15 protein-coding genes are annotated in these 12,199 nt (G+C 43.2%); 8 read left to right on the top strand and 7 right to left on the bottom strand.

Annotation, left to right across the window (positions count from 1 at the left end):
* From B4C48_RS03530 to ubiG, 3 genes are all read right to left on the bottom strand, one after another.
* The coding region (locus B4C48_RS03530; RefSeq protein WP_291354234.1) for an SDR family NAD(P)-dependent oxidoreductase at positions 1-183 on the bottom strand (183 nt) is incomplete at its 3' end.
* A gap of 31 nt (positions 184-214) precedes the next feature.
* The gene (locus tag B4C48_RS03525) at positions 215-916 is read right to left on the bottom strand and encodes an HAD family hydrolase (protein ID WP_291354264.1); all 702 of its coding nucleotides are present in this window, start codon (positions 914-916) and stop codon (positions 215-217) included.
* Positions 913-1,626, bottom strand: a complete 714-nt coding sequence (gene ubiG / locus B4C48_RS03520) for a bifunctional 2-polyprenyl-6-hydroxyphenol methylase/3-demethylubiquinol 3-O-methyltransferase UbiG (protein ID WP_291354233.1) — start codon at positions 1,624-1,626, stop codon at positions 913-915. The genes B4C48_RS03525 and ubiG overlap by 4 nt, the downstream gene beginning before the upstream one ends.
* A gap of 181 nt (positions 1,627-1,807) precedes the next feature.
* Between ubiG and B4C48_RS03515 the strand changes: the two genes are divergently transcribed.
* Entirely contained in the window at positions 1,808-2,425 is a 618-nt protein-coding gene (locus B4C48_RS03515; RefSeq protein WP_291354232.1) for a thiol:disulfide interchange protein DsbA/DsbL, read from the top strand.
* Positions 2,426-2,485: 60 nt separating this feature from the next.
* Here the strand turns inward: B4C48_RS03515 and B4C48_RS03510 are convergent, their stop codons facing one another.
* A complete protein-coding gene (locus tag B4C48_RS03510) occupies positions 2,486-3,145 on the bottom strand; it encodes a TetR family transcriptional regulator (protein WP_291354231.1) in 660 nt (219 codons plus the stop codon).
* Positions 3,146-3,321: 176 nt separating this feature from the next.
* Between B4C48_RS03510 and B4C48_RS03505 the strand changes: the two genes are divergently transcribed.
* The 4 genes from B4C48_RS03505 to B4C48_RS03490 all read left to right on the top strand — a co-directional run bounded on the left by B4C48_RS03505 (position 3,322) and on the right by B4C48_RS03490 (position 6,796).
* Positions 3,322-4,344, top strand: a complete 1,023-nt coding sequence (locus B4C48_RS03505) for a ferredoxin reductase (RefSeq protein ID WP_291354230.1) — start codon at positions 3,322-3,324, stop codon at positions 4,342-4,344.
* 62 nt (positions 4,345-4,406) lie between these two features.
* Positions 4,407-5,552 (top strand): fatty acid desaturase family protein, encoded by a 1,146-nt coding sequence (locus B4C48_RS03500; RefSeq protein ID WP_414631495.1) that lies wholly within the window; start codon positions 4,407-4,409, stop codon positions 5,550-5,552.
* 174 nt (positions 5,553-5,726) lie between these two features.
* A complete protein-coding gene (rph, locus tag B4C48_RS03495) occupies positions 5,727-6,443 on the top strand; it encodes a ribonuclease PH (RefSeq protein WP_291354229.1) in 717 nt (238 codons plus the stop codon).
* 170 nt (positions 6,444-6,613) lie between these two features.
* Complete coding sequence (locus tag B4C48_RS03490; protein ID WP_291354228.1) at positions 6,614-6,796, top strand: hypothetical protein; 183 nt, start codon at positions 6,614-6,616, stop codon at positions 6,794-6,796.
* Here B4C48_RS03490 and nadC read toward each other — a convergent pair.
* The gene (nadC, locus tag B4C48_RS03485) at positions 6,793-7,638 is read right to left on the bottom strand and encodes a carboxylating nicotinate-nucleotide diphosphorylase (protein ID WP_291354227.1); all 846 of its coding nucleotides are present in this window, start codon (positions 7,636-7,638) and stop codon (positions 6,793-6,795) included. The two genes, B4C48_RS03490 and nadC, sit on opposite strands and share 4 nt — an antisense overlap.
* A 176-nt stretch (positions 7,639-7,814) precedes the next feature.
* Between nadC and ampD the strand changes: the two genes are divergently transcribed.
* Positions 7,815-8,390 carry a 1,6-anhydro-N-acetylmuramyl-L-alanine amidase AmpD gene (gene ampD, locus B4C48_RS03480; RefSeq protein WP_291354226.1) on the top strand — a complete coding sequence of 192 codons (576 nt, stop codon included), beginning with the start codon at positions 7,815-7,817 and terminating at the stop codon, positions 8,388-8,390.
* Positions 8,391-8,465: 75 nt separating this feature from the next.
* Complete coding sequence (murJ, locus tag B4C48_RS03475; protein ID WP_291354225.1) at positions 8,466-10,016, top strand: murein biosynthesis integral membrane protein MurJ; 1,551 nt, start codon at positions 8,466-8,468, stop codon at positions 10,014-10,016.
* A gap of 219 nt (positions 10,017-10,235) precedes the next feature.
* Here murJ and B4C48_RS03470 read toward each other — a convergent pair whose 3' ends face one another.
* Positions 10,236-10,394, bottom strand: a complete 159-nt coding sequence (locus tag B4C48_RS03470) for a DUF1328 domain-containing protein (RefSeq protein ID WP_291354224.1) — start codon at positions 10,392-10,394, stop codon at positions 10,236-10,238.
* A gap of 214 nt (positions 10,395-10,608) precedes the next feature.
* Between B4C48_RS03470 and B4C48_RS03465 the strand changes: the two genes are divergently transcribed.
* Positions 10,609-11,061 (top strand): YcgN family cysteine cluster protein, encoded by a 453-nt coding sequence (locus B4C48_RS03465; RefSeq protein WP_291354223.1) that lies wholly within the window; start codon positions 10,609-10,611, stop codon positions 11,059-11,061.
* 121 nt (positions 11,062-11,182) lie between these two features.
* Here the strand turns inward: B4C48_RS03465 and B4C48_RS03460 are convergent.
* Positions 11,183-12,199, bottom strand: a 1,017-nt coding sequence (locus B4C48_RS03460; RefSeq protein ID WP_291354222.1) for a GGDEF domain-containing phosphodiesterase, incomplete at its 5' end; no start/stop codon positions are given.

Genomic DNA, 12,199 nt, shown 5'->3' with positions numbered 1-12,199 from the left:
GCTTTCAATTTCATCATAAATGACTTCAAGCTTGTTTAGGGTACGTCCATGCAGAACTACAGTTGCACCATGCAGTGCATAGCTTAGTGCAGCAGCACGACCAATACCATCGCCCGCACCTGTAATCAGGATAATGCGATCTTTTAACAGATCGGGGCGAGGTTGATATTCTGAATATTTCATTGCCTACCTCCTCGTTTATATTGTTATGTCTTTATGAAATGAGTGAATTATGATCTTGTTTTACGCCGACTAATTGATTAACCACTTGATGTAATTCTGCAACCGACTTCACTATACAATCAGCTTGCCAAGCTGTTAAGTCATCTTTGTGTTGCAATGGTAAATAACCATAGCCGGCCAAAATAGTGTACATATGGGCATTACGGCCGGCATCGATGTCACGCGGATGATCGCCGACATAAATACAGTCTTCCGGTCTAACATTAATCTGCTTGGCTGCCAGGTACATCGGCTCCGGATCAGGCTTGGTTTTGCTGACATCTTCAGGGCAAACCAGAACCGAACAGCGCTCGGTCAGATTGAGTGCTTTCAGCAAGGATTCACTGAGCCAGCGTGGCTTGTTGGTGACAATCCCCCAGGGAATATCCTGACTTTCCAGTTGTTCCAGTAATGGATACATGCCTTCGAACAGATCGGTCTCTACCGCAATATCTTCCCCATACAAGTCCAAAAAACGCTGGCGATGGGCGAGAAAAACCGGATCTTCCACATCCAGTTCCGGATAGACCAGTTTTACCATGGCCCGTGCGCCTTCAGACACCTGGGTACGAATTAAATCCGCTGCCACGATTTCACATTGTTTATCGCGGCACATGTCCTGAATAATGCGAATGAAGTCAGCCGCAGTGTCAATCAGGGTTCCATCCAGGTCAAACAGTACAGCTTTCATCAGGCACCTTCTTTTACCGTATACACCATATAGTTGACATCGACATTCGGTGCCAGCCAGTAACGTTTGGTCAGCGGATTGTAATGCAGGCCGGTCATGTCTTTAAGTTTCAGATTTGCCGCACGGATATCGTGTGCCAGCTCGGAAGGTTTAATAAACTTGCTGTAATCATGGGTGCCTTTGGCCAGCATACGCAGGACGTATTCCGCACCAATAATGGCAAATAAATAAGATTTTGGATTACGGTTAATGGTCGAGAAGAACACATGACCGCCCGGCTTGACCAGGGTTTGGCAAGCCTGAATAATCGATGCCGGATCAGGCACATGCTCCAGCATTTCCATACAGGTCACCACATCATATTGCCCGGCCTGTTCTTTGGCGAGTTCTTCCACGGGAATCTGGCGATATTCAATATTCTGTACGCCTTCCTGTTCGGCATGAATTCGCGCCACATTCAAAGGTGCAAGACCCATATCAATACCCAAAACATTGGCCCCACGACGCGCCATACTTTCCGATAAAATGCCGCCACCGCAACCGACATCGAGCACTTTTTTACCGCTTAAACCACCTGCATGTTCATCAATCCAGTTTAAACGTAGCGGATTGATCATGTGCAGAGGGCGGAACTCAGAATGCTGATCCCACCATATGGCAGCGAATGCTTCAAATTTGGCAATTTCTTGTGGATCAACATTCAATTGCGACATCGGTATCACCTCAATCAAGTCGTTATAATTCAAAAAAAGTTATAGGGGCTTAGTGTAGCGTTTATTCTAAAAAAAGCGATAAATGCCGTAAAAAAGTTCACAGAATGAAAACGAATTCGGCATAATTGATTTATAGTGATCGCATAAATTAAGCATAATGATTTAGAGGACAATAAGGTCAATGAAAAAATTTCTTTTAGGTAGCGTAGCGACGGCTATTTTCGCCTTGTCAGGCAGCACCATGGCAGCAAATTTCGTTGCAGGTAAAGATTACACCGTGGTGGCTAACCCGGGTAAAGTTCAGGTACCTGGAAAAATTGAAGTGCGTGAATTCTTTTGGTATGGCTGCCCACACTGTTACCGATTAGAGCCGCATATGCAGGCTTGGCTCAGAAAAATTCCTAAAGATGTTAACTTTGTGCGTACTCCTGCGGCGATGAATCCGGTGTGGGAACAAGGCGCACGTGGCTATTATGTGTCTGAAGCATTAGGAGTGCGCAAGAAAACTCACTTGCCTTTATTCCATGCCATTCATGCCAATGGTCAGCAGATTTTTGATCAAAACTCACAAGCCAAATTCTTTGTAAAATATGGCGTGCCTGAAGCCAAATTCAACAGCATGTTTAACTCATTTGCAATTACCTCAAAAGTGGCACAAGCCAAGCAGTTGGCACAGCAGTATCAACTGAGTGGTGTGCCAGCGGTGGTGGTGAATGGTAAATATGTGGTGCAAGGTGAAGATGCTAAAGTGACTCAAGTCATCAGCTACCTGGTAGAAAAAGAACGTAAAGCCAAATAAGCAACAGGCTTTTAAAAAACCGCCATCTGGGCGGTTTTTTTATATCTGGGCGTTATTCAATTATGAAGAAAGAGAATCTTTGGAAGGATCCCAGTTGGAGATGCCACGGAAAATCAGATGCACTTGAGTAATGGTTTGCAACTTGAATTGTTTTTGTTGGTCCAGGCGTTCCTGAGCCTCATATTCACGGTTGATGTCCATCCAGGTCATCGCCCAGGTAAAAGATAAGTTAATTAAAATATTAGAAATGACCCGCAGGTCTGGCACATTATGAATGTGCTGTACGGTTTCCATTTTGCATAGGTCATTGGCCAAATCTTCAACTAAAAAATTAATTTCCCGGGCAATGGCATGGCGAATCACTTCTGAACCACCCCAGCGTTCGGCAATCATAAAAACCCACGGTTCTGGGTGATATTCAACGGCCTGAAAAAACAGGTCCAGACTGATTTGAGCTTTGGTATTTGGCTGATAAATATAAGCCTGGCCCAATTGATGCAAAATGCCTTTTAAATGCAGGGCCACCTGATCGACCAGTTCCAGGCCCAGTTCATTCATATCCTGAAAATGTCGATAAAATGCAGTCGGTACCAAGCCGACATGGCGTGCGATTTCACGCAAACTGATACTGCTGAAAGAACGCCCAGACGTGTTTAAAGCCAACGCTGCATCTAAAAGTGCTTGGCGGCTCTGCTGTTTACGCTCATCCCGAATCGACATTCGACTACCCTAAAAAAAATTCTGCAAAGAAGTTTATCAAAAAAAAAACAAAATTAGCGATGAATGTCAGTGAACAAGTGTTGACCGAAACATAAAATCATTATAGTGTACAAGTGTTCACTATAAGAACACCTGTTCACTCAAATAAATAGCCAGTAATAAAAGAGGAACGTCATATGAGTCATGTGATGCAATATCAGCCGCAATGGATTCGAGAAGATTTCGTCGATTTTATTGCTGAAAAAATAAATCCGGTTTGGGCATGGAAAAAAGTCAAAGCCAGCATTGTCGATGTACAGATGCTAAGTTCAGACTTCTATCAGATCCAGTTGCAGCCGAATCATAATTTTCGTGCTAATGCTTTTCATGCTGGGCAAAGTATTTTAGTGACTCTAGTGATTGCAGGTGTACGTGAGCAACGCAGTTATTCAATTGTAAAAATTACCGAAAATGGCAACGTGGTCATTGCAGTGAAACGTCAGGGCAAAGTATCCAATGCTTTAACCCATTTGACGGTAGGCAGTGTAGTGGAAATCTCTCAAGTTCAGGGTGATTTCACATTAACTTCATCCTCTGCACCTATTCTGTTATTGGCTTCAGGGAGCGGGATCACTGCTATTTATTCTTTATTGCAACAGGCAATCCGCCAAAAAGTCAGTCAAATTGACCTGATCTATTTCAGCCGTGATGAGGCTTTTCATAGCGAATTGCAGCAATTGGCCGAACAATATCCACAGTTTCACTATCACCATTTTAACACGCTGGCACAGAAGCAACATTTAACTGCCGAGCTGCTTGAACGTACCGTAGCGGATTTTCAGCATCGTCAAAGTTATGCTTGTGGAGCCAAAGGCATGATGCAAAGCCTGAACCAGATTTATCAACAGCTGGGGATTGCTGGTCAACTGAAACAAGAGTATTTTCAGGTCGTTGTGGATGAAAATGCAGCAGTACAACCAGTGGTGTTTTTACGTGCCCAACAAGAATTTGAAGCCAAAACCAATTTGCTGGAAAGTGCCGAACAGGCGGGGTTGAGACCAGCGCATGGTTGCCGCATGGGCATCTGCAATACCTGTACCTGCACTAAAGTCAGCGGTTCGACTAAAAACTTGCTCACCGGTGAAATTGACCACGACAGCAATAGCCAGATTAAGTTGTGTATTAGCCAAGCCGTCAGTCCTGTAGTGATCAACCTTTAAAAAATTTAGTACTGCTTGCACTGCTATGAATAGGTGCTGAAGCATGACTCAGGAGAAAAATAATGAATATGTCAGTTAAGTTTCCAGAAAATAGTAAATCAAAATATTTAAGTGCAGAGCAAATTGCAGAATTCGGTGAAAAGGTCGATGCAATTCGCCGTGAAATTATGGATAGTATTGGCGAGCAAGATGCCCAGTACATTTATAAAATCCGTGATTTTGTCCGTTATAGTGAAATTGCATCACGTGGCATGTTGATGTTTGGCGGCTGGATTCCACCCGTATGGTTATTGGGAACCGGTTTATTGGGTATCTCCAAAATCGTGGAAAACATGGAACTGGGCCATAACGTGATGCATGGTCAGTTTGACTGGCTGAATGACCCGAATCTGAACGGTGCCAATTATGACTGGGACACCATGGCGACAGGTGATGACTGGAAACACACGCATAACTATATCCATCACACCTATACCAATATTGTTGGTAAGGACCATGATGTTGGTTATGGCCTGATTCGGGTCAGTGAGGCGCAAAAATGGGAACCGCGCTTTTTATTCAATATTCCTTTAGCCATTCAACTCATGGTGTTCTTTGAATGGTATGTAGGCGTACAAAACCTACATTTGGAAGATGCGATTGCCTATAAAACCAAAAGCTGGAAAGAGGTTTGGGCTGAATCTGCAAAATTCCGCAAGAAAGCCACACGCCAGATTGCCAAGGATTATGTGTTTTTCCCTTTAATTGCCGGTCCAAATGCACTGCCTGTATTTGCTGGAAATGCAGTCGCTAACGTAATTCGTAGCCTTTGGGCGTCAGCGGTGATTTTTAATGGACATTTCACTGAAGATGCCGAAACCTTTGAACCAGACAATACCGATACTGAAACCCGTGCTGAATGGTATTTACGTCAAATTCGTGGCTCGAGTAATTTTAGCGGTACAGAATGGCTGCATATTTTAAGTGGTAATTTGAGTCATCAAATTGAACACCATTTATTCCCGGATATGCCTGCTAACCGTTATGCCGAAGCAGCACCAAAAATTCGTGCCTTATGTGCAGAGTATGGTATTCACTACAATGAAGCCAGTTTCATGAAACAGTTTGGCAGTGTTTGGGTACGTTTGGCGAAATGTTCATTGCCAAATTCATGGACCAGTTCTATTCAACAATCGACACAAAAATTAAAATCATTATTGAGCTTTTAAGGCGAAATCGCGACGATCCTCCTCAGTGCAGGAACTGGAGCGAAGCTTATTCATGCGAAATACAGTGAAAATGGCTTGATGGTTTTTGCCAATAGACAATGTCCTGGCAAAACCTTCAAGCTTGCTTCTGTTATACTAGACCGCAATGAATTTTAGCCAAAATAAGGACTCATTATGCGTATCGACCAACGTACATTAGATCAATTACGTGACGTAAAAATTACCCGTAACTATACACGTTATGCGGAAGGTTCAGTATTGATTGAATTTGGTCATACTAAAGTTCTTTGTACTGCAAGTATTGATAATTCAGTGCCGCGTTTCTTAAAAGGCAAGGGACAAGGTTGGGTTACTGCTGAATACGGCATGTTGCCACGTTCAACTCATACCCGTAGTGACCGTGAAGCCGCTCGTGGTAAACAAAGTGGTCGTACTCAGGAAATTCAGCGTCTGATTGGTCGTAGCTTGCGTGCCATGGTGGATTTGAAAAAACTGGGTGAAAATACCATTACCATCGACTGTGATGTCATTCAGGCGGATGGTGGTACCCGTACTGCATCTATTACCGGTGCAGCTGTGGCTTTAATTGATGCCATGAATGTATTGCTTGAAACCAAGAAAATTAAACAAGATCCGCTGAAGGGTCTGGTTGCTGCGATTTCTGTCGGTATGTATCAAGACGAAGCTTTGCTAGATTTGTGTTATGAAGAAGATTCAAACTGCCAAACTGACTTAAACGTGGTGATGACTCAAGCAGGTGAGTTCATCGAGCTGCAAGGTACTGCTGAAGACAAGCCGTTTACCCGTGCACAATGTAATGAAATGCTTGAATTGGCTGAAAAAGGCATTCAAGAACTGATTAAAAAACAACAGGAAGCTTTAGGCTGGTAAGTTATTGAGTTAAATATATAAAAAAATGCACCTGAAGGTGCATTTTTTATATCCAGAATATGAGAACAAGGGCTACAAAAGCTTGCAATAGCCAAACGCTTTGAAACGCCTGCTTAATATTCAGCTCATATTCAGGGTCTAGACTAATGCTTTATTTACAGGAGTATAGAATGTTAAATATTATAATCCTGCTGGTATCCGTGGTAACGCTGGCACTCATGACCAGTGATCCACGAGCTTCAGAACAAAAATCCATGCCATCCGCCTGGCAACAGAACCCACCAGCCAGTGAAATTCAGGATTTAACTTCTAAACCGGAATCTAAACCGCAAAATGACACTGAGCAAACTTAAGCATTAAAACGCATGGATAGATCAACCGCTTTGACGTCTTTGGTTAAAACACCCATCGAAATATAATCCACACCAGTTGTTGCCACTTTACGTAAATTTTCAATCGTAATGTTGCCTGATGCCTCCAGTTTGCAACGACCGGCAACATACTGAACGGCATCAATCATTTGCTGTTGGCTAAAGTTATCCAGCATCACGATGTCTGCTTTGGCTTCTAAAGCCTGATTCAGTTCATCCCAGGTTTCAACTTCAACTTCCACGGGTTTACCCGGTGCAATGTTATGTGCCTTGGCAATGGCTTGAGCAATGCCACCAGCTGCCATAATATGGTTTTCTTTAATTAAAAAGGCATCGAATAAACCTAAGCGATGGTTCTGACCACCACCAACGGCCACTGCATATTTTTGTGCAATACGTAAGCCTGGCAAGGTTTTGCGGGTATCGAGCAACTTAGTATTTAAGCCTTGTAATTGTTTTACATATTCAGCTGTTTTAGTGGCCACCGCAGAAAGCGTCTGGACAAAATTCAGGGCAGGGCGTTCCACGGTCAGCAGGCTGCGCGCCGAACCCGCCAGTTTTAAAAAGGCTTCATTGGCCTGGACGCGGTCACCATCATTTTTCAGCCAAGTCACCTGTACCGTTGCATCATAGGCCTGAATTAAAGCATTGACCCAAGGCTGACCGGCAAGCACCATCTCTTCACGGCTGATGATGGTGGCAGTGGCTTGTTCATCTTCAGGGGTTAATAAAGCGGTGATATCACCTTCGCCAATATCTTCTTGTAATGCTTGTTGAATGTTAATTTGGATCGATTGTTCCAGCAAGGCTTGAGAGATGCTCATAAGTATTTCCGTATCTTTTTTAACCCATGAAAATTGCGCGTTATATTAGCATTGTTCATTTAAAAGAAATGTTTTTTTCAAGCGATTTTTATCTGCAGAATTTGAGATTTTAAGTTTAAAGTTTTAGGATTGCGCTAAAATCATCAGCTTATATAAATCGGACTCAGGATTGGATTATGCAACAGGCACCCTTTTTTCAGGTCATCGATGGTCAGTTAATCGGTGCAAGGCAGCTACCTTCCCCAAATTATAATTCACGTCCCGAGCAAACCGAGATTCAACTGGTGGTGGTGCATAACATCAGTCTGCCGCCGTCACAGTTTGGTGGCGGTTATATTGAACAGTTTTTTCAAAATCAGCTGGATTGGTCCCAGCATCCTTATTTTCAAACCATTGAAGGCATGCAGGTCTCTGCACATCTGCTCATTTTACGCAGTGGTGAAGTACTGCAATTCGTGAATTTCAATGATCGTGCCTGGCATGCCGGACGTTCAAGCTATTTAGCCAAAAAAGAATGTAATGATTATTCTATCGGGATTGAGCTGGAAGGTAGTGATGACCAGCCTTTTGAAGAAATTCAATATGTCGTACTGGCACAGGTGACTGCAGCATTACAAGCTCATTATCCGAAGATCCTACAACATCTGGCAGGACATTCCGATATTGCACCTGGACGTAAAACCGATCCAGGACCATGTTTTGACTGGGTTAAATTCAGAACTTTATTGCAACAGCAGCAAGCCAAGCATTAATTGGCAGGCTTTATGATTAAATAACGAAACTCTATTTCGAGTTTCATTACAATAGCGACTTAATTTTTTCACTGGGTGGTTACGATGGCGCTTTGGCGGTCGACCTTTATTGTAAGTGCAATGACCATGTTGTCTCGGGTTTTGGGTCTAGTCCGAGATGTGGTATTGCTGAATGTGTTTGGTGCAGGTAAAGATTTCGATACCTTTGTGGTGGCGTTTCGTATTCCCAACTTTTTTCGGCGGCTGTTTGCCGAAGGGGCATTTTCGCAAGCCTTTATACCGGTTTTAACCGAATATAAAACCACACGAACCCATGCAGAAGTGCAAATTCTGATTAGCCGGGTGTTTGGATGTCTGGCTACCTTTATGACCACGCTGACGTTTATTGCCATGATTGCGGCGCCTGCAGTGCTGTATATTTATGCACCGGGTTTCCATGACGACCCGGAAAAATTTGCTTTAGCCACAGACATGTTCCGTCTGACCATTCCTTATCTGCTGTTTATGTCTTTGACGGCTTTTGCCAGCAGTATCTTGAACAGTTATGGGTCTTTTTCAACTCCGGCTTTCTCACCGGTTTTGCTGAATATCACCATGATTGCCGGTGCGTGGTGGTTAACGCCCTACATGGCTGAACCGATTATGGCGCTCGGCTGGGCCGTTGTGGTTGCGGGTATCTTGCAGCTGGTGATTCAAATTCCGGAGCTCTGGCGCAAAAATTTACTTATTCCACCGAAAGTGGATTTCAAACACGAAGGTGTCGATCGCATCATGAAATTGATGCTTCCGGCATTATTTGGTGTATCGGTCACGCAAATTAACTTGCTGTTGAATACCATTTGGGCATCCTTCATGCAGGATGGTTCGGTGTCTTGGTTATACAGTGCAGAACGTATGACGGAATTGCCTTTGGGATTAATCGGGGTAGCGATTGGTACGGTGATTTTACCGTCATTGTCTGCACGGCATGCCGAACAGGATCAGATCAAGTTCCGTGGCATGATTGACTGGGCAGCGAAAGTGATTATGCTGGTCGGCATTCCAGCTAGCATTGCCTTGTTTATGCTTTCTACTCCGATCATTCAGGCCTTGTTCCAACGTGGACAATTTACCCTTGAAGATACGCAAATGACTGCTTTGGCTTTGCAGTGTATGAGTGCCGGGGTGATTTCCTTTATGCTGATTAAAGTTTTTGCACCCGGTTTTTATGCCCAGCAAGATACCCGTACCCCGGTTCGGGTCGGATTAATGTCGGTAGCTGCCAATGCGATTTTAAACGTGGTGTTTATTGGTTTCTTTAAACTGATTCATTGGGAGGCTGAGCACATGGCGCTGGCCTTGGCTTCCTCAGGGTCTGCACTGGTGAATGCCGGTATGCTGTATTTCTATCTGCATCAACGCAATATTTTCCGTTTTGGCGCACATTGGAAAAAGCTGTTTCTCCAGTATGGGATTGCCAATGCTGCTATGATTGCTGCACTGTGGTATGGCTTAAGCTGGTACAACGGAGATGTATCGCAGTGGATACGTATCCTTGAAGTGGCCGGTTTGTGCGTAATCGGTGTGGTGGCTTATGGCATTGGTCTATTGGCAACCGGCTTTCGACCACGTCATTTACGTCCTTAATTTACGACTTTATTAATGTGCCGAGATTAGTTACATAAGCTAAGTCAGATAAAGAGCGATTTAACTCATGAAATTGAAAACTGAATGGAAATCGCCTAAAAATCATCTATTTTTGTATTGTTAAAATAGAAGAACGACAGCAAAAAACGCATATAAAAAAGAGCCTGATCAGGCTCTTTTTTATATCGAGTAAGATATTTTTAAGCGGAAGTCATTTAACTAAATTCTTCCTCGAGAGAGGAAGCCGACGATTGCCAAAATAACGGCAACGACGAGTAAAATAACCGCAAAATCTTTAGATAATCCTGCGACACCAGCAAAACCTAATAGACTAGCAATCAGTGCAATAACTGCAAAAATAATGGCCCAACGGAACATAAGCTTTCTCCATGTGTTGTTATTTTCAAAGTAGATTTAAAGTAGATTTAGTATAGGGGCGGAAAATTTCCAACAGTGTTATGCTTATGTTGAAAAAATGTTCACTTTGACAGCAAATATATGATTTGAAGTAAAAATCACATTCTTAAATTGTGAACTTGAACACGTTATAACGCGTTATAATAAGCCGCTTCCTTTCAATTTTTTCTTTACTATGACTGAACAATTGCGTCCACAATTTTGGAAAAAATACACTTTAACTGAACTTAATCCTGCCGAATGGGAGGCATTATGCGATGGTTGCGGTTTGTGTTGTTTGATCAAGTTAGAAGATGAAGAACTGCAAGAAGTCGCTTATACCAAAGTGGCCTGCAAGCTTTTAGATTGCGAAACAGCCTGTTGCAGTAATTATGAACAGCGTCTGGAATATGTGCCGGATTGTATTCAGCTGACGCCGGAAAAGTTGGCCAATATTCACTGGCTTCCATCAAGCTGCGCTTACCGTCGTTTAGACGAAGGCAAAAATTTACCTACCTGGCATTATTTAAATACAGGCACTCGCAGTAGTGTGATCAAAGCCAGAAAATCCGCAGCGGGTCGTTGTATTTCCGAATCAGAAGTCAATGAAGATGATATTGATGAATATATTGTGCGCTGGGTTCGTTGAATCTGTTCATGATCAGGAAAGCTTCTATCATGTGAAGATTTCAAATCCTGGACAGGTAATCCAGTCATATCATAAGCCAGCAAAGCCTAGGATGACTGCGAGTATGAATGCACGTAATTGATTAACTAGAGGAACTGATGGGTTGCGTTGTATGCGCTACAGGCTTCAATAATTGTGTAGCATCCTGAAAGATCATGGGATGATAAAAATAAAAGCCTTGTCCACTATGACAATCACAGGCTTGAAGGGCTTCCACCTGCTCTTTTTTCTCAATGCCTTCTACCAAAATATCCAGCGAGATACTGTTACCAATCTGACTAATCGCTTTGACTATAGCCAGAGCCGAAGGATCAGTGTGCATATTTTTGATGAAATTTCGATCAATTTTCAGGCAGTCGACCGGATAATCTCTTAACCGGGTCAAGGATGAATGACCTGTACCAAAATCATCTAATGAAATGCTCAGACCAGCTTGTTTTAATAATTTAAGCGCGCGGATCACATAGTCGGAACCACGGTCAGAAAGACTCTGTTCAGTAATTTCTATTTCAATCAGAGAATGGGGAATCTTAAATTGAGCTATTCGGCTTAACAGTTTTTCAGCATAGTTATCCCTTAAAAATTCAACAGGTGCAGCATTAATGGAAACCGGTAACAATTCTAGGCCAGCTGCCAGCCAGCGGTTCATATCCTGAAACACTTTCAGCTGCATGATTTCACTAATTTGTGTGGCCAGTTCATAGTCCTGAAATGCAGAAAAAATATGTGAGGGCAGCTGGATTTGATCATCTGCATCATACCAGCGCAGCAAAGCTTCAAAACTAATGACTTTTCCATCTGCAAGATTGACCTTGGGCTGATAGACCGGAAAAATTTTATTGTGATGAATAATCGCCCGGGCCAGCGCAAGCTGTTTGGTGGTGAGCTGTATGCTCTTAAACATGGTACTCTGGAACATCCGGATACCGCCACGGCCACTCATTTTAAGATCATTCAGAGCGACATCGGCACAGCGCAACAACATTGAGCTATTTTTTGCATGTTGGGGATACATGGCACCGCCAATGCTCATCCCGCCATTAATATAATGTCCGGCATAACAAATCGGAATATCCAGTTGCTGACGCGCTATTTTTGC

This window comes from Acinetobacter sp. UBA3106 (assembly GCA_002365595.1).
Classification (GTDB): domain Bacteria; phylum Pseudomonadota; class Gammaproteobacteria; order Pseudomonadales; family Moraxellaceae; genus Acinetobacter.
Note: the sequence above shows the minus strand (reverse complement) of the source record. Positions and strands in the feature narration are given on the sequence as shown.